This is a genomic window from Dokdonella sp. (genome assembly GCF_051958935.1).
Classification (GTDB): Bacteria; Pseudomonadota; Gammaproteobacteria; order Xanthomonadales; family Rhodanobacteraceae; genus Dokdonella_A.
In genome coordinates this window covers 1-22,689 of sequence record NZ_JBQCFP010000014.1, presented here as the reverse complement: position 1 = coordinate 22,689, position 22,689 = coordinate 1, and the positions used below count along the sequence as shown (strand labels likewise).

Here is a 22,689-nt window from a genome sequence, read left to right as displayed (position 1 = left end):
GTCAATCCGGATCACCGTCGCGCCCGCCATCCCTGCGCATCGCGACCACCGGATTCCTGCAGAAACAAAAAGGGTGCCGAAGCACCCTTCGAGTACAAGTGGCGCGCCCGGAGAGATTCGAACTCCCGACCACCAAGTTCGTAGCCTGGTGCTCTATCCAGCTGAGCTACGGGCGCGTTGCAACCTGTTCCCCGTCGCCGAACGACGGTCGCCTAGCATAACACCTCGGCGAACCGCTTCGAAACAGCGTCGGAAGGCGCGCGATTATTCTGATCGCGACCCCGGGCGTCAACCTTTTTCTGCAACATTCGTCGCGATTGGCGAGAGTTTGCGCAGAAGCTGTCCATTCTGTGGGCAGCGGAACTCGACGGCGATGACGCGGAGCCGCCGTTGCGGGCTGCGATCCACGCAATGCGCGGCTCGCGACACAGGATCGACGTGTGGACCGCAGGAAATCGCGACATCGATTCGACGCACGTTGCCGGGATCTCCTCGAACGAACCGCAGCGCCGCGGCCGTCGGCATTGCCACGCGGGCGGACCAAGTGCGGCGTGAAGACGCCGGGCCCCGGCTTTCGCCGGGACGACGGGCTCGACGTCGTGCGCGCAACCATGATCCGGCACGGTGGCTGCGCGGCGCTTCGTTCGCAGCGCCATCGAGCACAAGCAAAGCGCCGTCATTCAGGCGAAACCCGGAATCCAGGTCCTGCGCGGTTCGAAAACGCTGGGTCCCGCCTTCCGGGGCGAACAAGAGGAGGCTCGTTTTGCTCGTGCTCTTCGTGCTCGTGCCCTTCGCGCTCCTGCTCTGCTCCACCGGGGTCCCCTCGGCGCCGGCGGGCGGCGGCCGAAAAGGCCCTAAGGGGGCGCGAGGGATCGCGCGCCGTGCGTCGTCAGCGCAGGGATGCGCTGTCGGCGCACCCGGCCGACGACCGCGGATCCGCGAGGCGCAGCCTCGCGGGCGGCGATGCGGGGTCCGGCGAAGCCGCTGGCCAAGGGGCGAAGGGCCGGACGCAATGGGAACTGCTGCCCTCTCCGAAGGCGCGCCGGTGCTCCACCCTGCACTTGTCCCCCAGTAAGGCAAAACGCCCCAGAAGGGGCGTGTTGCGTTACTGGCGGAGAGAGAGGGATTCGAACCCTCGATAGAGCTTTTGACCCTATACTCCCTTAGCAGGGGAGCCCCTTCGGCCTCTCGGGCATCTCTCCGGGATCGTTGGTCCGCGGCAGCGTCACGGCTGCTCGCGTCCGGCCGCGCAGGATAGCGGCAACGTCGATGCGGGTAAAGCTCAGTTTGCGTGGCCGCCTGGGCCTTCGGCGGATTCCTCGCCCGGTGCGAGTTCGCGCTTGATGCGCTGGTAGATCTCTTCGCGATGCACTGCCACGTCCTTCGGTGCGTTGATGCCGATGCGGACCTGGTTGCCCTTGACGCCGAGTACCGTGACGGTCACCTCGTCTCCGATCATCAACGTCTCGCCGACCCGGCGAGTCAAAATAAGCATGTGGCTCTCCTTAACACGTTTGTCGGTCCTTGGCTCCGCATGTGCGACAGCGTTCACCCTGCCCATGCGGTCTTGGGGACCAAGTGGCAGCCTCCCTCGCTACCCTTCCCCTGTTTATGTACCCCGATTCGGCATTCTCGCTGCGCCCTGTGCGGCGCCGGCGCCGATATCGAAGCTGCCCGATACTAACCAAGGCATCCGGCACGCGCAATGAACGGAACGCCCTGCGCCGACACGTTTTCTTTACATTTACATCTGCTGTTCCAGCCACCCCGCAAGGGCTGCGAGCGCCGCGTCGAGCGCCGGCGAATCGACGCCACCGCCCTGCGCCATGTCGGGCCGTCCACCGCCCTTGCCGCCGATCTGCGCGGCAACGTGGGCGACGACGTCGCCTGCCTTGACGCGGCCGAGCGCCGCGCCATGGACGCCGCCGACCAGCGCGACCTTGCCGTCGCTCGCCGAGGCGAGCAGCACGACGCAATCCGAGAGCTTCCGCTTGCGCGTATCGACGCCGTCACGCAGCGCCTTGGCGTCGAGGCCGTCGACGCGCGCTGCCACGACGCTCACGCCGCCGACGTTGCGCGCCGAGGCCGCGAGATCCTGCGTCGCGGAACTCGCCGCCTTCGCCTTGTACGACTCCAGCTCGCGCTCGAGTTTCTTCTGTCGCTCGAACACCTGGCGCAGCTTGTCGACGATCTCGGGACCGTTCGCCGACAGCAGGTCGCCGATCTCGTCCAGGCGCCGTTCCTCCTCGGCGACGAAGGCGATCGCCGCGGCGCCGGTCACCGCCTCGATGCGGCGCACGCCTGCGGCGACACCGCTTTCGCTGACGATCTTGAACAGGCCGATGTCGCCGGTGCGGCCGACGTGCGTGCCGCCGCACAGTTCGGTCGAAAATTCGCCCATCCTGAGGACGCGCACCTCGTCGCCGTATTTCTCGCCGAACAGCGCGATCGCACCGAAATCGAGAGCGTCCTGGTACGCCATCTCCCGCACCTCGGCCGGGGCGTTGCGGCGGATCTCGGCGTTGACGAGATCCTCGATCCGGCGCAGTTCCTCGGCGCCGATCGGCTGGAAATGGGCGAAGTCGAAGCGAAGGCGGTCGGGCGCGACCAGCGAGCCCTTCTGCTGCACGTGCGAGCCCAGTTCATGGCGCAGTGCCGCGTGCAGCAGGTGAGTGGCCGAGTGGTTGAGCACGGTCGACTGGCGACGCGCCGCGTCGACGTCGGCGTCGAGCGTGGCGCCCTTGTGCAGCGGCGTGCCGTGCCAGCGCCCGAGATGGGCATGGAACACGCCGCCGAGCTTGATCGTGTCGGCGACATCGAAGCGTCCGCCTTTTCCGCGCAGGACGCCCGTGTCGCCGACCTGGCCGCCCGACTCGGCGTAGAACGGCGTGCGATCGAGCAACACGACCGCCTCCTCGCCGTCGCCGAGCACGTCGACCGCACGGCCGTCACGCACGATCGCGACGACGTTCGCGCCGCTCGCCGAGGGCACTTCGTAGCCGAGGAACACCGTGGGCGCGAGCGCGCTCGCGACGTCCGCCGGCAAGGTCGCCTTGCTGTCGAACTGGCTCGCCGAGCGCGCGCGTTCGCGCTGCTGCTCCATCGCTGCCTCGAAGCCGGCCATGTCGACCGACAAGCCGCGCTCGCGCGCGATGTCCGCGGTGAGGTCTACCGGGAAGCCATAGGTATCGTATAGGCGGAACGCATCGGCACCGGGAATGGTCTTGCCGGACTTTCGCGCGACGTCCTCGAATACTCTCATGCCCTGCTCGAGGGTCTCGCCGAAGCGCTCCTCTTCGGCCTTGAGCGCGCGCTCGACGAGATCGCGCTTGGCCGGCAGCTCCGGATATGCGTCGCCCATGACCTCGATCAGCGCCGGCACCATCGCATGGAAGAACGGTTGAATCTGGTCGAGCCCGCTCTTTTGCAGCATGTAGCCGTGGCGCAGCGCGCGGCGGATGATCCGGCGCAGCACGTAGCCGCGCCCCTCGTTCGAGGGCAGCACGCCGTCGACGATGAGGAACGCGCACGCGCGGATGTGGTCGGCGATCACGCGCAGCGACTTGTTCTCGAGGTCGCCCGTGCCGGTGAGGCGCGCCGCCTCGCCGATCAGGCGCTGGAACAGGTCGATCTCGTAGTTCGAATGCACATGCTGGAGCACGGCGGCGAGACGCTCGAGCCCCATGCCGGTGTCCACGCAGGGCGCCGGCAGCTTCGAGAGCGTGCCATCCGCGGCGCGATCGAACTGCATGAACACGAGGTTCCAGATCTCGATGTAGCGGTCGCCGTCTTCGTCCGGCGATCCCGGCGGCCCGCCGGAGATGCCGGGGCCGTGGTCGTAGAAGATCTCGGTGCAGGGGCCGCACGGGCCGGTGTCCGCCATCTGCCAGAAATTGTCCGACGCGTACGGCGCACCCTTGTTGTCGCCGATCCGCACGATGCGCTGAGGGGGTATGCCGATCTCGTCCTTCCAGATCGCGTACGCCTCGTCGTCCGTGTGGTAGACCGTGACCCACAGGCGATCCTTCTCGAGCCCGAGCACGCCGGTCAGGAACTCCCACGCCCAGGCGATCGCCTCGCGCTTGAAGTAGTCGCCGAACGACCAGTTGCCGAGCATCTCGAAGAACGTGTGGTGGCGGGCCGTGTAGCCGACCGAGTCGAGGTCGTTGTGCTTGCCGCCCGCGCGCAGGCAGCGCTGCACGTCGGCTGCGCGCACGTAGCCGAGCTTCTCGCTGCCGAGAAACACGTTCTTGAACTGCACCATGCCGGAGTTGGTGAACAGCAACGTCGGGTCGTTCGACGGCACGAGCGAACTCGACGGCACGATCGTGTGGTCCTTGGAGCGGAAGAACTCCAGGAACGCGGAGCGGATTTCGGAGGTTTTCATCGGGACGGATCGGGGCGGATGCGAAAGGCGGACACGCCGAAGATGCGGTCCGGATTTCGAGCCATCAATCCAACTCTTCGCCCGGATCGTCCACTTCGGCCTGCGTGACGGCACGTACTGTCGCCGGATCGAAGCCGCGGCGCAAGAGAAAACCGGCGCGGGCGCTGCGTTCGTCGCGATCGGCGGGCGCCTTCGCGCCGTAGCGTCGGCGCAGTTGGGCGGCAGCCGCCGCGTCCCAATCGCCGTCGAGCGAGGCGATCGCTTCGCGGATCGCCGCTTCGGCGAGGCCGTGCGACTTCAGTTCCGCGCGGATCCGCCGCGGTCCGTAGCCCTGCGCGCTGCGCTGGCGCGCGATGCCCGCGGCGAAGCGCGCGTCGTTCTGGTAGTCCTGCTGCTGCAGGCGCTCGATCGCGTCGCCGGCCTCGTCGGTGCCATGCCCGCGCCTGGCGAGCTTGGTCTTCAGCTCCCGCGCGGAATGCTCGCGCCGCGCGAGCAAGCCGAGGGCGCGGTCGTAGCCCGATGGCCCACCGCCTTGCGCACCTCGCCGAACCCTGCTCTTCATCGCATACCTCGGCTGTCGACTCGCGGCGGCACCGGGTATGCTCTCGCCGTCGTCAACGGATCGCTGCGGGACATGCCCCGCATGGGGGCGATCACGCTTTCCCGGATACCCGCCTCGACTCCATGACCGACCACGACACCGCCGTAGCCCTGCCCGATCCGTTGCCGCGCAAGATCAATGTGGGGTGCGGATACGATCGACGCGAAGGCTACCTCAACGTCGACCTGCACGCGGTGCACCGGCCCGATCTCATCGCCGATGTCGTCTCGATGCCGATGCTGCCGTCGGGCGCATTCGACGAAGTCCTCGCGCAGGACGTGCTCGAACACTTCGAGCGCGCGAAGACGGCGCCGGCGCTGGCCGAATGGTCCCGCCTGCTCGCGCCCGAAGGCGTGCTGCACGTACGCGTGCCCTCGCTCGCGGGCATGTTCGACCTGCTCTGCCGGCCCGAGCGGCGCAGTGCCGCGATGGCGGAGGAGATCATCCATCTCGTCTACGGAACACAGGCCTACAACGGCGACTATCATCTCGCCGGATTCACCGCGGCGACGCTGGAAGCGCATCTGCGCAATGCGGGGCTGCTGGTCTGCGAGGCGTCGATCCGGGACGGGTGGCTGTACGATGTGAAGGCGCGCAAGACGGACCACCTCGCCAACGACCAGGAGTTCGTCCATTCCGCCTACTTCTCGGTGCTCGGCCGACCGGCCGATCCCTCCGGCCTCGGTGCATTCACCGATGCACTGGCGACCGGGCGGCTGACCCGCGGGAGCGTGCTGAATACATTGCGCCAGAGCGAAGAAGCGAAGTTCCTCTCCACGCACCCCGCCTATCTGCTTCCGTATGCCGCCCGCCTCGATCTGCCGCGGCAGGAGCTACCGAGCAGGGTGCCGTTGAGTACACGCCTGCGCAGCACGCTGTCGTTGCTGCGCAGGCATTCCGATCGATAGCGCCAGACCCCGGGCGGGCCGGCTCAGGCTTCTTCCATCTCCACCATCGGGGATTTCACGCCCTTGGCGAGCAATGTGGCGCGCAGCTGCGCGTCGATCGCCGCGGCGATTTCCGGGTGCTCCTTGAGGTAGAGGCGCGTGTTGTCCTTGCCTTGGCCGATGCGATCGCCGCTGTAGCTGTACCAGGCGCCGGACTTCTCGACGATGTTGTGGGCGACGCCGAGCTCGATCAGCTCGCCTTCGCGCGAGGAACCCTCGCCGTAGAGGATTTCGAATTCGGCCTGGCGGAACGGCGGGGCGACCTTGTTCTTGACCACCTTGACGCGCGTTTCCGAGCCGATCACTTCCTCGCCGCGCTTGACGCTGCCGATGCGGCGGATATCCAGGCGCACCGACGCGTAGAACTTCAGTGCGTTGCCACCCGTGGTCGTCTCGGGGTTGCCGAACATCACGCCGATCTTCATGCGGATCTGGTTGATGAAGATCACCAAAGTGCCTGATTTCTTGATGTTCGCGGTGAGCTTGCGTAGCGCCTGGCTCATCAGGCGCGCCTGCAGGCCGACGTGCGAATCTCCCATCTCGCCTTCGATTTCCGCCTTCGGCGTGAGCGCCGCGACCGAGTCGATGACGACGACGTCGACCGCGTTGGAGCGCACGAGCATGTCGGCGATCTCGAGCGCCTGTTCGCCGGTATCGGGCTGCGACACGAGCAGGTCGTCGACATTGACGCCGAGCTTCTCCGCGTAGCTCGGGTCGAGCGCGTGCTCGGCGTCGACGAACGCAGCCGTGCCGCCATTGCGCTGGCAGTTGGCGATGACCTGCAAGGTCAAGGTGGTCTTGCCCGACGATTCCGGGCCGTAGATCTCGACGATGCGTCCGCGCGGCAGGCCGCCGATGCCGAGCGCAATGTCGAGGCCGAGCGAACCGGTCGACACGACGTCGATCGCTTCATCGGCCTTGTCGCCCATGCGCATCACTGCGCCCTTGCCGAACTGCTTCTCGATCTGGCTGAGTGCGGAGGCGAGCGCCTTGCGCTTGTTGTCGTCCATCGCGGATTCCTCGATATCGTGTGGGTGCGGCAAAGGTGCCGTCGCGGCGTCTCAGCGTGTAAGACGTTTCGTCACGCGATTATCCCACAGCCACGCGCATCCGCTACGCGCGGCGCGCGCCTCAGCTCGTAAGAATCCGCCGAACGCCGTCGAGCGCCGCACCGACCGTCTGTCGCCGCACCGCCTCGCGGTCGCCGTCGAAGTGGAAGAGCTCCGCGCGCGCATAGCCGCCACGCCGCTTCCAGCCGATCCACACCGTGCCGACAGGCTTCTCCGATGTGCCGCCGCCCGGCCCTGCGACGCCGGTGACCGCGACCGCGACGCTCGCGCCGTAGCGCGCGAGCGCACCCGAGACCATCTCGACCGCGGTTTCCTGGCTCACCGCGCCGTGGCGTTCGAGCGTCTGTGGCTGCACGCCGAGCAACGACTCCTTCGCCTCGTAGCTGTAGGCGACGACGCCGCATTCGAACCAGCTGGAGCTCCCGGGGATGTCGGTGAGCACCTTGGCGATCCACCCGCCCGTGCACGACTCCGCCGCGACCACGGTCTGACCCCGCGCGATCAGGCACTCCGCCACGGCTTGCGCGAGCGCATGCAGCTCGACGTCGCTCGGCAGGTCCGTGTTCATGATGGCTCCCGTGGCGGAACGCTGCATGATGCCACAGCGGCGCGCAGCGCCGTGCGAAGGCGACGTTACGCTCCGATCGCACGATCGACCGCGACGGCGTGGCCCGCGTCGTCGACCGCGACCATGACGAACTCGCCGCTCGTCGCGAGCATCGGCGGCGCGCCCGGCGTCGCCTTGCTCGACAGGCTGACGCGCACGGTCATGGAACTGCGCCCGACGCCGACCACGATCGCGACGAGCTCGACGATTTCGCCGAGCCGCACCGCACGACGGAAATCGATGCGGTCCGAGCGCGCGGTGACGACCGTGCGCCCGCAGAAACGGCTCGCCGCGAGGAACGCCGCCTTGTCCATCCATGCGAGCGCCTGGCCGCCGAACAGCGTGCCGAGGTGGTTGCAATGGTCGGGAAACACGATCTCGACGACGCGAGCCTCGGTCCGCGCCGCATCAGAACGCATGATCGAACCCCACCTCGCCCTGCACGGCCACCTGGTAGGCGGACACGCGGCGCTCGAAGAAGTTGGTGAGTTCCTGCACGTCCTGCAGTTCCATGAACGGAAACGGATTGCGCGCGCCGTAGCGGGGCGGCAGGTGCAGCATTGCGAGGCGCTGGTCGGCAACGTACTGGAGGTACTGGCGCATCTCCTTCAGGGTCATGCCGACCACGCCGCCGCCGAGCACGTCTTCGGCGAACTGCGTCTCGCACTCGACAGCCTCGCCGATCATTTCGGTCACCTGCGCGGCCCAGCGCTCGTCGAACAGATGCGGCTGCTCGCGCTCGACCGTGCGCAGCACCTCGAACGCGAACCCCATGTGCGCCGACTCGTCGCGGAACACCCAGGCCGTTCCCGCGGCGAGGCCGGGCAGCAGGCCGCGCGAACGCAGGAAGTAGACGTAGGCGAACGCGCCGAAGAAGAACAGCCCCTCGATGCAGGCCGCGAAGCAGGCGAGATTGAGCAGGAAGGAGCGCCGGTCGTCGTCCGATTCGATCCGCCCGAGCCCGTGGATCGAATCGATCCAGCGCTGGCAGAACGCGGCCTTGCGGCGGATCGACGGGATGTTCTCGACCGCGGCGAACGCCTGGGCGCGCCGGTCCGGCTGCGGGATGTAGTTGTCGAGCAGGGTCAGGTAGAACTGCACGTGCAGCGCTTCCTCGTACAACTGGCGCGACAGGTACATGCGCGCCTCGGGCGCATTGATGTGCCGGTACAGGTTGAGCACGAGGTTGTTGGCGACGATCGAATCGCCGGTCGCGAAGAACGCGACGAGGCGTTCGATCAGGTGGCGATCGGCCGGCGTCATGCGCTGCGCGAGATGGCCGAGGTCGATCTGGAAGTCGATCTCCTCGACGGTCCAGGTGTTCTTGATCGCGGCGCGATACATCTCATAGAACTGTGGATAGCGCATCGGCCGCAGGGTGAGGTCGAAACCGGGGTCGAGCAGGCGGTGTGTCGAATGCGTCATGGAGGATTGGCCTTGGGTCCGCTCCCGTCGGGAGAGGGGTCGGGGTGAGGATTGGGGCGGCGGGAGCGATTCGGCGGCACCGAACCCTCATCCGCCCTTCGGGCCCTTCTCCCGGGGGAGAGGGGAAACTATTGGCACGCCTCGCAGAGCTCGGGGTTCTCGAGCGAGCAGACGAGCGCCTCGCTGTCGCTGTACGCCTTCGGCGGCGCGCCGACCGTCGCCTTGGCGATACGCGTCGCCGGGCGCGAACGCAGGTAGTAGGTCGTCTTCAGCCCGCGCTTCCACGCATACATGTACATGCTCGAGAGCTGGCCGATGTTCGGGTTCTCGATGAACAGGTTCAGCGACTGGCTCTGGTCAAGGAACGCGCCGCGGTCGGCGGCCATGTCGATCAGCGCGCGCATCGGCATCTCCCACACGGTGCGGTAGATCGTGCGCAGTTCCTCCGGCAACGCCACGATCGACTGCACCGAACCTTCGGCCAGCTTGATCGCGTCGCGGATCTCCGCCGTCCAGAGGCCGAGCCGCTTCAATTCGTCGACGAGGTAGCGGTTGACCTGCAGGAAGTCGCCCGAGAGCGTCTCGCGCTTGAACAGGTTCGAGATCTGCGGCTCGATGCATTCATAGCAGCCGGCGATCGAGGCGATCGTCGCCGTCGGCGCGATCGCGACGAGCAGCGAATTGCGCAGGCCGTGCGCGCGGATCTCCCCGCGCAACGCGTCCCAGCGCGCGCCATCGCGCGGACTCACATTCCAGGCATCGAACTGCAATTCACCGCGCGCGGCGCGCGTTTCCGCGAACGCCGGATGCGCGCCCTTCTCGCGCGCGAGCTCGAGCGACGTGCGCAGCGCCCAGTAGTAGATCTCCTCCGACACGCGCGCCGACAGCTCGCGTGCGGCGGCGCCGTCGAACGGCAGGCGCAGTGCGAAGAACACGTCCTGCAGGCCCATCAGGCCGAGCCCGACCGGGCGCCAGCGCAGGTTCGATGCGCGCGCGTCGTCGATCGGATAGAAGTTGAGGTCGATGACGCGATCGAGCTGGCGCACCGCGACCTGCACCGTGTGTGCGAGCTTGTCGAAGTCGAATGCGACGCCGTCGTGGTGCTGGGCGAGGTTGATCGAGCCGAGGTTGCACACCGCGGTTTCGCCGCCGCTCGTGACCTCGATGATCTCGGTGCACAGGTTCGACAGGTGCACGGTATTGCCGGCACGCGCGGTCTGGTTGCCGGCACGGTTGCACGCATCCTTGAACGTCATCCAGCCATTGCCGGTCTGCGCGAGCGTGCGCATCATGCGCGCATAGAGTTCGCGCGCCGGGAGCGTCTTGCGCGCCAGGCCCTGCGCCTCGGCCTGCACGTAGGCCTGCTCGAACGCCTCGCCCCAGAGGTCGGGCAGCTCCGGCACGTCCTTCGGATCGAACAGCGACCATGCGCCATCGGCGTCCACGCGCCGCATGAACAGGTCGGGGATCCAGTTGGCGAGATTGAGGTGATGCGTGCGGCGCGCCTCGTCGCCGGTGTTGTCGCGCAGTTCGAGGAATGCCTCGGTGTCGGCATGCCACGGCTCGAGGTAGACGCACGCGGCGCCCTTGCGCTTGCCGCCCTGGTTCACCGCGGCGACGGACGAATCGAGCGTCTTCAGCCACGGCACGATGCCGTTGCTGAGGCCATTGGTCGAGCGGATGAGCGAGCCCTCCGCACGCACGCGGTGCCAGGCGACGCCGATGCCGCCGGAAAATTTCGACAGCAGCGCGACGTCGCGGTACTTGTCGTAAATCGCTTCGAGCGAGTCGGTCGGCGAATCGAGCAGGAAGCAGCTCGACAGCTGCTCGTGGCGCGTACCGGAGTTGAACAGTGTCGGTGAACTCGGCACGTAGTCGAGGCGCGCGAACAGGCCATACAACTCGATCGCGTCGCCGACCTGCTCGCTCAGCGCGCAGGCAACGCGGAGCCAGAACTGCTGGGGCGTCTCGATCACCTGGCGCGAGGTCGGATGCTTGAGCAGGTAGCGGTCATACAACGTACGCAGGCCGAAGTACTCGAAGCGGCGCGTGTGGGCCGGGTCGACCGCATCGTTGAGCTTGCGCGCGTTCGCCTCGACGAATGCGAGCACGCGTTCGTTGATGAGGCCGGCGTCGTGGCCGAGCCGGATCGACTGCGAGAACGAATGCACGCCGAGGCCTTGTACTTCCTTGTCGATGTAACCCGCGAGCAGCCGCGCGGCGACCTTCGAGTACTCCGGCTCCTCGGCGATGAACGACGCCGCGGTGCGGATCGACAACTCGTCGAGTTCGCGCGTCGACGCGCCATCGTAGAGCCCGGCGATCGTCTTCAGCGCGACGCGCATCGGGTCGACGTCGGCGAAGCCGTCGCAACAGCGCGTGACCGCGCGCACGATCTTGTTGAGATCGACGGGCTCCTTCGCGCCCGAGCGCTTGGTCACGAACATCGACATCGGCCCCGCATGCGGCGCCGTGAGGCGGAAACCCGGCTGCGCCGGGGAAGCAGCCGCGGTCGAAACGACGGCCTCGTCGACTTCGGGAATGGACATGGCGGTTCTCCTTCGCGAGCGGTGGAACCCGCGAGGAGAACGGCACGGCGTTGCACGGAACGAGACGACCGTCCGCACCCCGCCGGCCTTCGCTCCCGCGAGCGAAAGAAGACCTGCGGATGGATGCCGACGAAAGAAAGCGGCCCGGACGGGCGCACCGACTTCCGGCCAGCCCCTCCCGCGAGGGCCTTCGAGCCTGCGCCACGCCTTGCGGCAGGGCGGTCGGGGCGGGTGTTCGGACTCGCGGGCGCGAGGGGGGGCCCTCACCTACTGGACGCCGCTTCCCGTGCCTTCCGGCCCGGCGCTGATGGCGTCGTTCGTTCCCGTTCACCGCTGCGGGGCAGTTCCGGACTCACACCGGATTCCCTCGCCGGCATAACGCCGGCGACCCAGATGTTGTGCTGGGCGCCTTCGACGGCCAAACGGTTATGTGTTCGGGCGCGCATGCGCCACGACCCGGGGCGTTGCTCGTTCGTGTCATCGAGCCCATGCGTGCCGCACGCACGTGATCATCGCGTTCGCGCAATTCCCGCAACGCGATCGATCTGGCGATGCAAGTCGACGTCGAGCATCGTACGTAATGCTGCGGAGGCGCGTGCCGCGCGCGCATCGATAGGGACAGGGGACATGCCGGCAACCCACACCCGCGCCGCCCACGGACAGGCCGCTACCACGCCAGGCGCAGTCGCTTCGTGCTGAACGCACAGCTCGCCTTCCTCGCCCATCAAGGCGACGCGAAACACGGCGTCGAGCACGCTGCACGCCTGCAGCGCGAAGGACGCGGCAGCGAAGCGGAGCGGTTGCTGCGCGACCTCCTCGCGCGCCATCCCCGCGACGCAGCCGCCGTCGCCCTGCTCGCTCGCATGCTGCTCGCCTCCGGGCGTGCCGATGAAGCCGCCACCCTGCTGGACCGGTTCGTCGGCGCGACATTCCGCGTCCCGGCCGACCTGCTGTTGCTGCGCGCGCAGTCCCTGCTCACGGCAGGCCGCATCGAAGCGGCAGTGCCGGCATATCACGAGGCGGTCGCGGCGTCGCCGCACGACGGCGCGGCCGAACTCGGGCTCGCGGTCGCGCTCGGCCGGCTCGGCCAGCACGAAGCGGCCGCGCTCGCCGCGCGCAGCGCGATCGGCAAGGGCGCCGAGCTTCCCGACGCGTGCTTCGTCCTCGCGCGCGCGCTGTTCGACGGCGGCCACTTCGACGAAGCCGAAGCACAGTTCCGGCACGTGCTTCGCCTGAGCCCCGCGCACGTGGCCGCGCACACCAACCTCGCCGAACTCGTCTGGATGCGCAGCGGCGATGCGGCGGCCGCGGCGACCGATCTCGACACGGCGTTGCGTGCGCAACCGGCGCATGTCCTGCTGCGCATCGCCAAGGCACGCCTTCTGCAGAGCGCCGGCGCGCTCGAGCGCGGCTATTCCACGCTCGCCGCGGGGCTTGCACACGCACCCCGGCACCCGGACCTGCACGTCGCGGCGGCGCAGCTCGCCATCGGCTTCGACCCACCGCGCGCACTCGTCCACGTCGAGTGCGCACACCGCAGCGCGCCGGGTCGCATCGACGTCGTCGCTGCCCACGCCGATGCATTGCTCGCGCTCGGCCGCGCGCACGACGTGCTCGCGGTGACCGGCGAAATGCTGCGCCACGATCCCTGCGATGCGCACGCGCTCGCGCTGCGCACGAGCGCATGGCGCCTGCTCGGCGACGACCACCGCCCGGCGTCGTGCGACTACGCGACGCTCGTGCGCGCGTCGATGCTCGACACGCCACCGGGCTGGCCTGACCTCGCGGCGTACCTGCGCGATCTCGCCGCGGCGCTGCATCGCCGCCACGCGTCGCAGCCGCAGGCCAACCAGACCCTGCGTCGCGGTACCCAGGTTTCGATCGACCCTGCGTGCGCTACCGATCCGGCGACCCGTGCGTTCGCGCGCGCGATCGAAGGCCCGGTGCGACGCTATCTCGATGGCCTCGGCCACGGCGCGGATCCACTGCGCCGGCGCAACACCGGTGCCTGCCGCGTCGCCGACATGCGGTCGGTGCGCCTGCGAAGCCGCGGCCATCACGTGAGCCACGTCCACCGGCAGGGCTGGCTGTCATCGGCGTGCTGCATCGAGTTGCCGCCCGGCATGGCCGAGCGCGACGGCGCCGGCTGGGTCGCATTCGGCGAATGCGGCGTGCCGACGCCGACCGCACTGCCCGCCGACTATTTCATCAAGCCCGAGCCCGGCCTGCTCGTGTTGTTTCCATCGTGGTTTTGGCACGGCACGCGCCCGTTCCGCGGCAACGGCACGCGCCTTTCGATCGCGTTCGACCTCGTGCCGGCCTGAGTCCGCACCTCGCGTCGTTCGGGGATTCGGCCCCGAATCGCGTAGTGGCAGGAAACTGGAGGCATTCCGCCATGATCCGCCCGCTCGCTTTCGCATTGTTCGTCACAGCCACCCTGCCCGCACGCGCCGACATCCTCGTCGGCAGCTACGGCGACGGCAGCGGTGCACCGCAAGCACTGCGCGCCTTCGCCGACGATGCGCACGGCGACGTCGCGCCGCTGCGCACGCTCGCTGGTCCGCAGTCGACGATCGTATCGGCGACCGGAGGCAGCTATCAGGCGAGCGAAGGCAGCGTGTACGTCGCCGACTTCTGGGGCCAGGCGATCCGCGTGTTCCCGGCCTACGCGGACGGCGACGTCGCCCCGCTGCGCGTGCTCGACCCACCGATCCTCGGGCAGCCGCGCACGGTCGCGCTCGACCCGCCGCACGGCGAACTCCTCACGACCGCGAGCGGCTGCTGCCTCATCGGCTTCGCGCTCGAGGCGAGCGGCGAGGCGCCTTGGCTGCACTTGCTCGACTGGGGCGGCTCGTCGACCAGCGTGACCCAGCTCAACTATCCCGCGTCGCTCACCTACCTCGAAGCGAGCGACGAAGTCGCACTCACCGACAGCGACTTCGGGCCGTCGTTCGCGCCCAAGGTGCTCGTATTCAACCGCGCGGATGCGGGCAATACCGCACCCAAGCGCGTGATCAAGGGCGACCTCACCGGCCTAGGCGGCTGGGTCGGCGGCATTGCCTGGGACGCGCAGGCGCACGTGCTCCATGTCGCCGCGAATACGCGCCAGCCCGACGGCTCGGTGTCCGCACGCATCATCGCGTTCGACGATCACGCCGACGGCAACGTCGCGCCTCTGCGCACGATCGCCGGCGCGGCGACCGGCCTCGAACTGCCATCCGGTTCGTACCTGCTCGGCCTCGCGATCGACCCCCTGCGGCGTCGCCTCATCGCGAGCGTGAGCGCCGACGTGCAAGCGGGGGACAACAAGCTGCTCGTGTTCGCCCTCGACGACGACGGCAACGTCGCCCCGAGCCAGGTGATCACCGGCCCGCAGACCGGCCTCGACACGATCGGGGCACCGATCTGGGTACCGCCCGATGTGGTCTTCGACGACGGCTTCGACGAACCCGCGTAGTCGCGCCCGCGCACGCTAGACTATCCGGTCAGCCCGCCAGGCCGGACCGGATGTCTGCCGTCGACGTTTCGCAACACACGCCGCTCATGCGCCAGTACTTCGCCGCCAAGGCGGAGTACCCCGACACGCTCGTGTTCTTCCGCATGGGCGACTTCTACGAGCTGTTCTACGAGGATGCGCGCAAGGCCGCGCGGCTGCTCGACATCACGCTGACCCAGCGGGGGGCGTCGGCGGGGGCGCCGATTCCGATGGCGGGGGTGCCGTATCACGCGGTCGAAGGCTACCTCGCCCGGCTGGTCAAGCTCGGTGAGTCGGTCGCGATCTGCGAGCAGCTCGGCGAGCCGGCGGCGAGCAAGGGCCTGGTCGAACGCAAGGTCGTGCGCGTCGTGACGCCGGGCACGGTCACCGACGCGGCGCTGCTAGAAGAGCGCCGCGACAATCTGCTGCTCGCGATCGCCGCGGGCACGTCGAACTACGGACTCGCCTGGGTCGATCTCTCCGCGGGCCGCTTCCTGCTCGGCGAAGCGGCCGATGCCGAGGCACTCGCGGCCGAGCTCGCGCGCCTCACGCCCGCGGAGACGCTGGTCGGCGAAGACGTCGCGTGGCCCGCATTCGTCACGGGCTTGCCCGGCTTGCGTCGGCGCGCGCCGTGGCATTTCGACACCGCCACCGCGCAGCGCGAACTCGCGCGATTCTTCGGCACACGCGACCTGTCCGGCTTCGGCTGCGACGGCATGTCGCTCGCGGTCGCGGCCGCGGGCGCCCTGCTCGGTTACGTGCAGGAAACGCAGAAGGCCGCGCTGCCGCATCTCGCAGGGCTCGCGGTCGAGACGGCCGACGAGACGCTCGCGATGGACGCGGCGACGCGCCGCAACCTCGAACTCGACACGCACGCGAGCGGCAACCGCGAGCACACGCTGCTCGGCGTGCTCGACCGCACGATCACGCCGATGGGCGCGCGCCTGCTGCGCCGCTGGCTGCATCGCCCGCTGCGCGACCGCACCGTGCTGCGCCGGCGCCAGCAGGCGGTCGACAGCCTCGTCGATGCGCGCCGGTACGAAGACCTGCGCGAAGTCCTGCGCGGCATCGGCGACCTCGAACGCATCCTTGCGCGCGTCGCCCTGCGTTCGGCGCGGCCGCGCGACCTCTCGACACTGCGCGATGGGCTCGCGCTCGCGCCGAAGCTCGCCGAGGCGATCGTCGCGACGCGCGGCACGCTCGAGGACGATGGCGCGTCTCGCCTGAGCCCCCTGCTCGGCGATCTCGTCGACCGGCTGGGTCAGCATGCCGACACCGCCGCTTACCTCGCCGCCGCGATTGTCGACGTCCCGCCCGTGCTCGCGCGCGATGGCGGCGTCGTGCGCGGCGGATTCGATGCCGAACTCGACGAACTGCGTGCGCTCGCAACGAATGCTGACCAGTTTCTCGTCGACCTCGAAGAACGCGAGAAGGCCGCGAGCGGCATCCCGACGCTCAAGGTCGGCTACAACCGCGTGCACGGTTACTACATCGAGATCAGCAAGGGGCAGGCCGACAAGGCGCCGGTGCACTACACGCGCCGGCAGACGATCAAGGGCGCCGAGCGCTACGTCACGGAAGAGCTCAAGGCCTTCGAGGACAAGGTGCTGTCGGCGCGCGAGCGCTCACTGATGCGCGAACGCGGGCTCTATGACGGCATCCTCGACGTGCTGCTGCAGCGGCTCGCGCCGTTGCAGGTGGCCGCCGCGGCGATCGCCGAGCTCGACGTGCTCGCCAACCTCGCCGAGCGCGCCGACATCTTGCGCTGGAACCGGCCGACGCTCGCCGACACCGGCGGCATCCACGTCGTGCGCGGCCGCCACCCGGTGGTCGAACAGGTGCGCAGCGATCCGTTCGAGCCGAACGACCTCGACCTGCACGACGGGCGGCGCATGCTCGTCGTCACCGGCCCGAACATGGGCGGCAAGTCGACGTACATGCGCCAGGCGGCGCTCATCGTGCTCCTCGTGCACATCGGCAGCCACGTCCCCGCCGACAGCGCGACGATCGGCCCGATCGATCGCATCTTCACGCGCATCGGCGCGGGCGACGACCTCGCGCGCGGCCAGTCGACCTTCATGGTCGAGATGAGCGAAACCGCGAACATCCTGCACAACGCGACCGCGCACAGCCTCGTGCTCATGGACGAGATCGGCCGTGGCACGTCGACCTACGACGGCCTCGCGCTCGCGCGCGCGTGCGCGCTGCACCTCGCGACCGTGAATCGCGCCTATGCGCTGTTCGCGACGCACTACTTCGAACTCACCGCACTCGCGGGCGAAGTCGACGGCATCGCCAACGTGCACCTCGATGCGGTCGAGTTCAACGACAAGGAGCGGGGCGAGCAGCTCGTGTTCATGCACGCGGTGAAGGAAGGTCCGGCCAACCGCAGCTTCGGCCTGCAGGTCGCCGCGCTCGCGGGCTTGCCCAAGGCGGTGATCGCCGACGCGCGCGCGACCTTGCGCACGCTCGAAAGCGGCGCACGCGACACGGCGGCCGTCGCCGCGCAAGCGCAACCGCAACTCGGCTTGTTCGCGCCACCGCTGCCCTCGCCCGCCGAAGAAGCGCTGCGCGCGCTCGATCCCGATGCGATGTCGCCGCGCGAAGCGCTCGATGCGCTCTATCGCCTGAAGAAACTCACCTGAGCCGCTGCGCCGTCACGAGGATACGCGTCGCGCCGAGCGCTCACAGCGCGTCGATGTCGCCGAGCGCACGGATCAACCGCCGCGCACGCTTGTCCGGTTTGCTCGGCGGCTTGGCGTAGCCCGCGCCCGTGAGCCGCCTTTGCTCCGCGGCGGCGAGTCGCGCGGCGCGGCCGGCTTCGGTTTCGCCGTACAACTGCTGCGCCACGCTCGCGGGTCCGCGCGTTTCGCTGAGGCCGAGCACGTCGATCTCGTATCGCTCCTCGCCGCGCGCGACGCGCAGGCGGTCACCGACGTGCACGAGGCGCGCCGGACGCGCGCTGCCTTCGCCGAGCTCGACCTTGCCGCCTTCGATCGCCTGCTTGGCGAGCGAGCGGGTCTTGTAGAAGCGCGCTGCCCACAGCCAGACGTCCAGACGCACGCCCCCGCGTGACTCGGCGGCTGCCGCCGTCCGATCCGATGGCTTCGTCACGCCTGGCCCGCTCCGCCGAGCCACTTGAGGCCGACCACACCCGCGACGATCAATGCGATGCAGGCGAGTCGCGCGAAATCGCGCGATTCGCCGAACAGCACCATGCCGAGGATGACCGTGCCGACCGCGCCGATCCCGGTCCACACCGCGTAGGCGGTGCCGAGCGGAATCTCACGCATCGCGAGTGCGAGCAGCCAGAAGCTCACGGTCATGCCCGCGACCGTCGCGAGTGTCGGCAGCGGACGCGAGAAGCCATCGGTGTACTTGAGGCCGACGGCCCATGCGATCTCGGCGAGGCCGGCGAGCAATAAATAGATCCAGGGCAACGACATCGGGTGGCGCCGGCGGTGAATACGTCGAAGCAGCCTAGGCGCGGCGCCGTGGCAGGTCAACGCGGCAAAACTGAATGGCGAGACGTCGGTGCGCGCGTGCAAGTGGCCGAACCGCGGGACTTCGTGTATCGTGCGCCCGGTCTGTTGCGCCGCTACGCGGTTTTCCCTCTGGAGCGCACCCGATCGTCGCCTCCCGGCGCGATCAGCGTTCCGCACCGATCGGCTTCGTCGCCTCATTCCGGAATCGCCGGCCATCCCGGCCTCGATCCGCCCATCTTCGCACCTTCAGCGCGGTTTCTTGGGAACGCTGGGTGCTGCCTGCCTTCCGCTCGTCATCGACGGAAATGCCGGCACGGCACATTCGTGTGCCGACTCGTCATCAGGAGTCCACCATGTCGTTCGAAACCCTCGGGCTTGCGCCTGCGCTGCTGCGCGCGCTCGCCGAACAAGGCTATACCGATCCCACCCCGATCCAGGCCGCGGCGATCCCGCCGGCGCTGGAAGGCCGCGACCTGCTCGCCGGCGCGCAGACCGGCACCGGCAAGACCGCCGCATTCTCGCTGCCACTGCTGCATCGGCTCTACACCGGTGAGCGCAGGCCCGCGACGCCGAAGGCGCCGCGCGCACTCGTGCTGACGCCCACGCGCGAACTCGCCGCGCAGGTACACGACAGCGTGCGCGCCTACGGCAAGCACCTCGGCGTGCGCGCGACGACGATCTTCGGCGGGGTCGGCATGCAGCCGCAGGTCGAGGCGCTGCGTCGCGGCGTCGAGATCCTCGTCGCGACGCCGGGCCGCCTGCTCGACCACATCCAGCAGCGCAGCGTGAACCTCTCGCAGATCGAGGTGCTCATCCTCGACGAAGCGGATCGCATGCTCGATATGGGCTTCCTGCCCTCGATCAAGCGCATCCTCGGCCATCTGCCCAAGCAGAACCGCGTGACGTGGTTGTTCTCGGCGACGTTCGCGCCGGAGATCAAGGCGCTCGCCGGCGAATTCATGCGCGACCCGGTGGAGATCCAGATCGCCAAGCCGAACAGCGTCGCCGCGACCGTCACGCATCGCGTGCACCCGGTCGATGCGGCGAAGAAGCGCGACCTGCTGCTGCACCTGCTTCGCAACGACGCGCGCCAGACGCTCGTGTTCGGCCGCACCAAGCATGGCGCGGACAAGCTCGCGCGCGTGCTCGAGCAGGCGGGCCTCGCCGCCGCCGCGATCCACGGCAACAAGAGCCAGAACCAGCGCACGCGCGCGCTCAAGGACTTCAAGAGCGGCAAGGTCGGCGTGCTCGTCGCGACCGACATCGCGGCGCGCGGCCTCGACATCGACCAATTGCCGATGGTCGTCAACTACGACCTGCCGATGGTCGCCGAGGACTACGTGCACCGCATCGGCCGCACCGGTCGCGCCGGCGCGGAGGGCCTTGCGATCTCGCTCGTTTCGCACGAAGAAGACGGCCTGCTGCGCGACATCCGCCGCCTGCTCAAGCAGGACATCGCAGTCGAAGCGGTCGCCGGCTTCGAGCCGTCGCAGCCGCTGCGCCTGGACGACTCGGCGCGCTCGCGCCCGCAGCAGAACCAGCGTCCGCCGCAGCGCCACGCGCGCCGCCCGCACGTCGGCAACAACGGCGGCAACGGCGCACACCCGGGTGCGCGCAACCGCAAGCCGCAGCGCGGCGGCGGCCAGCGCAACTCGCGCCCGGCCTGACCGCGATCGGGGCGCCGCGCGTTGCGACGCGCGGCGCAGCTGCTACACTTGCGCACTCTGTAAAGGAGTATCCAAATGCGCACGAAGTGGCGGATCGCTCTGGCTGTCGCCTTCACCCTGCTCGCCGGCGCGGCGTTCGCCGCTCCGCAGACCGAATACGTGCTTTCCCTGAACGGCACGCTCGAAGTCGGCCCCGACGGCTCCGTTCGCAGCTATGCGATCGACGGCGATACCGACGCGGCAGCGAAGAAGGCGGTCGAGGCCGCGGTGGCCAAATGGCGCTTCCAGCCGATCGTGCGTGACGGCAAACCGGTCGTCGCGCGCACGACGATGCGCCTGAGCCTCCAGGCGATCCCGACCGAGCGCGACACGTACCAGTTGCGCCTGACCTCGGCCTCGTTCGGCGACGACGTCAGGATCAAGAGCATCCCGGCGCCGAAGTACCCCTACGCGGCCGCGAGCGCCGGACTCGGCGCACGCGTACTCCTCGTGCTCGACGTCGACGCCAACGGCAAGGTACGCAACGCGGGCGCCTACCAGACGAACCTCGGTGCCACCACGGCCAACGCCAATGTCGCCGAGGAATGGCGGCGACTGTTCGAGCGATCGGCCTTGAACGCGGCGCGCGCCTGGACCGTCCAGCGTGCCGACGGCAGCTCGGCCCCGCTCGAACCGCGCCAGTACATCGCGCCGGTCGAATTCCGGATGCTCAGGCACGGCGAGAACGAGAACAAGCCGCGCTGGATGGCCACCGTACCCGGCCCGACGCACGCGGAGCCTTGGATGCACCTCACCTCGATGCGCGCGGACGCCGTCGATGGCCTGCCGACTGGCGCAGCCGTCGCGCTCGATTCGGACTTCACCCTGCTCAGCGACGTGATCGGCAAGACGCTCTGAGCGCCCCCGGGGGCGCTCAGCGGTGATGTACGACCGCGAAGCACTGCGACAGCGCGACGCCGAGGCGCGTGCGCCAGCCTTCGGGCATCGCGCGCACCTCGAGCTTTTCACCGCCCGCGGGGGGATCGACCGTGAGCCAGAGCTGCTGGCCGCCGTCATTGACCCAGCGCCGCAACAGGCGCGCGAGATCCGTTTCGGTTTTCGAGCGACGCGAACTCGCGAGCAGGAAGCCGTCACCGTCGACGCCGCGCCAGCCCGAGATCGGCCCGGCGACCTCCATCGCGTTCGGCCCGAGCATCGACCACTTCGCGAGCGTCTTCGTCTCGCCGATGCCGTCCGGCCCCTCGAACGCCTCGAGCGGGAATCCGGCGACCGCTTCCGGCGCGGGCAGGATCACCGCGACCTGCAGCGCCCCGCCCTGGCCCGTCGTGCAACTGAATTCGATCTTCGCATCGGGCAGCGGCGTCTCGCCGACGCGCGCCTGCGCGGGCATGCGCAGCAGGCCACGCGCGGTCGAGGCTTCGACGGATGTGGGCCGTGGCGGCTCGGATGCCTTCGGCGGCTCGCTCGCGCATGCGGACGAAGCGGCGAGCGACACCAGCAGTGGTACGCCATGCATGAGGCGCATCGGAACCTCCGGCTCTGTGACGGGTCGACCGCTACATCCTAATCGCTCGCCATGCCGCATGCATGACACGGCTCATGGAAGTGGCCGGTCGTCGTCGGTGCGGTCGGGGAAACGACGCCGGAACGCGCGCTCGATGCTGCCGCCGAACAGCACCGCGAGCGCGCCGAAGACGAACGCGATCGTGATCGCGGCGTACTGGCCCGCGCCACAGGCGACGCCGATCAGTGCGGTGACCCAGATCGTCGCTGCGGTCGTGAGCCCGCGCACGCGCCCGTTGCCGGCGTCGTGCAGGATCACCCCCGCACCGAGGAATCCGATGCCGGTGAGGACGCCCTGGATCACGCGGCTGAGCGCGTCGACGCGCTGATCGAGCGTGCTCCCCGGCGGCAGGATCGCGATCACCATCAGCGCGGTGCCGAGGCTGACGAGCGCATGCGTGCGCACGCCGGCGGGCTTGCGGTGCAGGTCGCGGTTGAGGCCGATAAGACCGCCGACGACGACGGCAAGACCGAGGCGAAGCGCGATCGTGCCGATCTCCTCGAAGCTCATCGATGCCTCCTCGCGACGCATGCACGCCGGGCGATCTTGCGCAGATCGATGCGGCGCGGCAACCCGCTACGCGTTCGCGCAATCCGCGAGCGCTGCGCGCAGCGGCCCGCGCAACGCCTTCGGATCGCAGCGGCCGAGCCGTACCTGCGCCGTCGCATGCCAGGCGGCGCAGTCGCCGATCGCTGCGGCGAGCGCCGCGACCAAGGCCTCGTCCGCCTGCACGCCCGGTTCGAGGAAGAGCGCCTTGACCTCGAACACGCCCTCGGCCCGATGCGCCTTCGCATCGAGCCGCCCGACGAGGCGACCACGATGCAGGATCGGCAGCACGTAGTAGCCGTAGCGCCGCTTCGGCGCGGGCACGTAGCACTCGATGCGGTAGTCGAAGCCGAACATCGTCGCGGC

At 68.9% G+C, this 22,689-nt stretch carries 19 protein-coding genes, 2 tRNA genes and 1 riboswitch; of the genes, 6 read left to right on the top strand and 15 right to left on the bottom strand.

Features of this window, described 5'->3' with window-relative positions:
• Positions 1 to 99: 99 nt before the first annotated feature.
• The 5 genes from ACTHK2_RS01350 to ACTHK2_RS01330 form a co-directional block, all read right to left on the bottom strand.
• Positions 100 to 176, bottom strand: a tRNA-Arg gene (locus ACTHK2_RS01350).
• A gap of 933 nt (positions 177 to 1,109) precedes the next feature.
• A tRNA-Ser gene (locus ACTHK2_RS01345) sits at positions 1,110 to 1,202 on the bottom strand.
• Between the two features lie 80 nt (positions 1,203 to 1,282).
• Entirely contained in the window at positions 1,283 to 1,495 is a 213-nt protein-coding gene (gene csrA / locus ACTHK2_RS01340; protein ID WP_440243872.1) for a carbon storage regulator CsrA, read from the bottom strand.
• Between the two features lie 249 nt (positions 1,496 to 1,744).
• A complete protein-coding gene (gene alaS / locus ACTHK2_RS01335) occupies positions 1,745 to 4,387 on the bottom strand; it encodes an alanine--tRNA ligase (protein ID WP_440243871.1) in 2,643 nt (880 codons plus the stop codon).
• A gap of 64 nt (positions 4,388 to 4,451) precedes the next feature.
• Positions 4,452 to 4,949: a regulatory protein RecX gene (locus ACTHK2_RS01330; RefSeq protein ID WP_440243870.1), complete on the bottom strand. Its 498-nt coding sequence runs from the start codon at positions 4,947 to 4,949 to the stop codon at positions 4,452 to 4,454.
• 122 nt (positions 4,950 to 5,071) lie between these two features.
• On the opposite strand from ACTHK2_RS01330, the gene ACTHK2_RS01325 reads away from it, so the two are divergent.
• Positions 5,072 to 5,896 carry a DUF4214 domain-containing protein gene (locus ACTHK2_RS01325; protein ID WP_440243869.1) on the top strand — a complete coding sequence of 275 codons (825 nt, stop codon included), beginning with the start codon at positions 5,072 to 5,074 and terminating at the stop codon, positions 5,894 to 5,896.
• A gap of 23 nt (positions 5,897 to 5,919) precedes the next feature.
• On the opposite strand, the gene recA is transcribed toward ACTHK2_RS01325, so the two are convergent.
• The 5 genes from recA to ACTHK2_RS01300 form a co-directional block, all read right to left on the bottom strand.
• Entirely contained in the window at positions 5,920 to 6,945 is a 1,026-nt protein-coding gene (gene recA / locus ACTHK2_RS01320; protein WP_440243868.1) for a recombinase RecA, read from the bottom strand.
• A 121-nt stretch (positions 6,946 to 7,066) separates the two neighbouring features.
• On the bottom strand, positions 7,067 to 7,573 hold the full coding sequence (locus ACTHK2_RS01315) for a CinA family protein (RefSeq protein WP_440243867.1): 507 nt from the start codon (positions 7,571 to 7,573) through the stop codon (positions 7,067 to 7,069).
• A gap of 65 nt (positions 7,574 to 7,638) precedes the next feature.
• The gene (locus ACTHK2_RS01310; protein ID WP_440243865.1) at positions 7,639 to 8,031 is read right to left on the bottom strand and encodes an acyl-CoA thioesterase; all 393 of its coding nucleotides are present in this window, start codon (positions 8,029 to 8,031) and stop codon (positions 7,639 to 7,641) included.
• Positions 8,021 to 9,037: a ribonucleotide-diphosphate reductase subunit beta gene (locus ACTHK2_RS01305; protein ID WP_440243864.1), complete on the bottom strand. Its 1,017-nt coding sequence runs from the start codon at positions 9,035 to 9,037 to the stop codon at positions 8,021 to 8,023. Before ACTHK2_RS01305 ends, ACTHK2_RS01310 begins: the two co-directional genes overlap by 11 nt.
• Before the next feature lie 128 nt (positions 9,038 to 9,165).
• Positions 9,166 to 11,586 carry a ribonucleoside-diphosphate reductase subunit alpha gene (locus ACTHK2_RS01300; protein WP_440243863.1) on the bottom strand — a complete coding sequence of 807 codons (2,421 nt, stop codon included), beginning with the start codon at positions 11,584 to 11,586 and terminating at the stop codon, positions 9,166 to 9,168.
• 222 nt (positions 11,587 to 11,808) lie between these two features.
• A riboswitch (cobalamin riboswitch) is annotated at positions 11,809 to 11,980 on the bottom strand.
• 298 nt (positions 11,981 to 12,278) lie between these two features.
• Here ACTHK2_RS01300 and ACTHK2_RS01295 point away from each other — a divergent pair.
• The 3 genes from ACTHK2_RS01295 to mutS all read left to right on the top strand — a co-directional run bounded on the left by ACTHK2_RS01295 (position 12,279) and on the right by mutS (position 17,706).
• Entirely contained in the window at positions 12,279 to 13,910 is a 1,632-nt protein-coding gene (locus tag ACTHK2_RS01295) for a tetratricopeptide repeat protein (protein ID WP_440243862.1), read from the top strand.
• A gap of 71 nt (positions 13,911 to 13,981) precedes the next feature.
• Positions 13,982 to 15,043 carry a hypothetical protein gene (locus tag ACTHK2_RS01290; protein ID WP_440243861.1) on the top strand — a complete coding sequence of 354 codons (1,062 nt, stop codon included), beginning with the start codon at positions 13,982 to 13,984 and terminating at the stop codon, positions 15,041 to 15,043.
• A gap of 50 nt (positions 15,044 to 15,093) precedes the next feature.
• Entirely contained in the window at positions 15,094 to 17,706 is a 2,613-nt protein-coding gene (mutS, locus tag ACTHK2_RS01285; protein ID WP_440243860.1) for a DNA mismatch repair protein MutS, read from the top strand.
• A gap of 40 nt (positions 17,707 to 17,746) precedes the next feature.
• On the opposite strand, the gene ACTHK2_RS01280 is transcribed toward mutS, so the two are convergent.
• Together ACTHK2_RS01280 and sugE are read right to left on the bottom strand one after the other, a co-directional pair.
• On the bottom strand, positions 17,747 to 18,124 hold the full coding sequence (locus ACTHK2_RS01280) for an RNA-binding S4 domain-containing protein (RefSeq protein ID WP_440243859.1): 378 nt from the start codon (positions 18,122 to 18,124) through the stop codon (positions 17,747 to 17,749).
• A gap of 47 nt (positions 18,125 to 18,171) precedes the next feature.
• Positions 18,172 to 18,501, bottom strand: a complete 330-nt coding sequence (gene sugE, locus ACTHK2_RS01275; protein ID WP_440243873.1) for a quaternary ammonium compound efflux SMR transporter SugE — start codon at positions 18,499 to 18,501, stop codon at positions 18,172 to 18,174.
• Between the two features lie 398 nt (positions 18,502 to 18,899).
• Here sugE and ACTHK2_RS01270 point away from each other — a divergent pair, with 398 nt between their 5' ends.
• Both ACTHK2_RS01270 and ACTHK2_RS01265 read left to right on the top strand, forming a co-directional pair.
• Positions 18,900 to 20,213: a DEAD/DEAH box helicase gene (locus ACTHK2_RS01270; RefSeq protein WP_440243858.1), complete on the top strand. Its 1,314-nt coding sequence runs from the start codon at positions 18,900 to 18,902 to the stop codon at positions 20,211 to 20,213.
• Positions 20,214 to 20,288: 75 nt separating this feature from the next.
• Positions 20,289 to 21,110 (top strand): hypothetical protein, encoded by an 822-nt coding sequence (locus ACTHK2_RS01265; RefSeq protein ID WP_440243857.1) that lies wholly within the window; start codon positions 20,289 to 20,291, stop codon positions 21,108 to 21,110.
• A gap of 16 nt (positions 21,111 to 21,126) precedes the next feature.
• On the opposite strand, the gene ACTHK2_RS01260 is transcribed toward ACTHK2_RS01265, so the two are convergent.
• The 3 genes from ACTHK2_RS01260 to ACTHK2_RS01250 all read right to left on the bottom strand — a co-directional run.
• Positions 21,127 to 21,738, bottom strand: a complete 612-nt coding sequence (locus ACTHK2_RS01260; protein WP_440243856.1) for a hypothetical protein — start codon at positions 21,736 to 21,738, stop codon at positions 21,127 to 21,129.
• Between the two features lie 72 nt (positions 21,739 to 21,810).
• Positions 21,811 to 22,287: an MgtC/SapB family protein gene (locus ACTHK2_RS01255; RefSeq protein ID WP_440243854.1), complete on the bottom strand. Its 477-nt coding sequence runs from the start codon at positions 22,285 to 22,287 to the stop codon at positions 21,811 to 21,813.
• 66 nt (positions 22,288 to 22,353) lie between these two features.
• On the bottom strand, positions 22,354 to 22,689 hold a 336-nt coding region (locus tag ACTHK2_RS01250; RefSeq protein ID WP_440243853.1), incomplete at its 5' end, for a DNA glycosylase AlkZ-like family protein.

Coding starts and splice junctions, on each gene's coding strand:
- csrA (WP_440243872.1), bottom strand. CDS start 1,495: ATGCTTATTTTGACTCGCCGGGTCGGCGAGACGTTGATGATCGGAGAC.
- alaS (WP_440243871.1), bottom strand. CDS start 4,387: ATGAAAACCTCCGAAATCCGCTCCGCGTTCCTGGAGTTCTTCCGCTCC.
- ACTHK2_RS01330 (WP_440243870.1), bottom strand. CDS start 4,949: ATGAAGAGCAGGGTTCGGCGAGGTGCGCAAGGCGGTGGGCCATCGGGC.
- ACTHK2_RS01325 (WP_440243869.1), top strand. CDS start 5,072: ATGACCGACCACGACACCGCCGTAGCCCTGCCCGATCCGTTGCCGCGC.
- recA (WP_440243868.1), bottom strand. CDS start 6,945: ATGGACGACAACAAGCGCAAGGCGCTCGCCTCCGCACTCAGCCAGATC.
- ACTHK2_RS01315 (WP_440243867.1), bottom strand. CDS start 7,573: ATGAACACGGACCTGCCGAGCGACGTCGAGCTGCATGCGCTCGCGCAA.
- ACTHK2_RS01310 (WP_440243865.1), bottom strand. CDS start 8,031: ATGCGTTCTGATGCGGCGCGGACCGAGGCTCGCGTCGTCGAGATCGTG.
- ACTHK2_RS01305 (WP_440243864.1), bottom strand. CDS start 9,037: ATGACGCATTCGACACACCGCCTGCTCGACCCCGGTTTCGACCTCACC.
- ACTHK2_RS01300 (WP_440243863.1), bottom strand. CDS start 11,586: ATGTCCATTCCCGAAGTCGACGAGGCCGTCGTTTCGACCGCGGCTGCT.
- ACTHK2_RS01290 (WP_440243861.1), top strand. CDS start 13,982: ATGATCCGCCCGCTCGCTTTCGCATTGTTCGTCACAGCCACCCTGCCC.
- mutS (WP_440243860.1), top strand. CDS start 15,094: ATGTCTGCCGTCGACGTTTCGCAACACACGCCGCTCATGCGCCAGTAC.
- ACTHK2_RS01270 (WP_440243858.1), top strand. CDS start 18,900: ATGTCGTTCGAAACCCTCGGGCTTGCGCCTGCGCTGCTGCGCGCGCTC.
- ACTHK2_RS01265 (WP_440243857.1), top strand. CDS start 20,289: ATGCGCACGAAGTGGCGGATCGCTCTGGCTGTCGCCTTCACCCTGCTC.
- ACTHK2_RS01260 (WP_440243856.1), bottom strand. CDS start 21,738: ATGCGCCTCATGCATGGCGTACCACTGCTGGTGTCGCTCGCCGCTTCG.
- ACTHK2_RS01255 (WP_440243854.1), bottom strand. CDS start 22,287: ATGAGCTTCGAGGAGATCGGCACGATCGCGCTTCGCCTCGGTCTTGCC.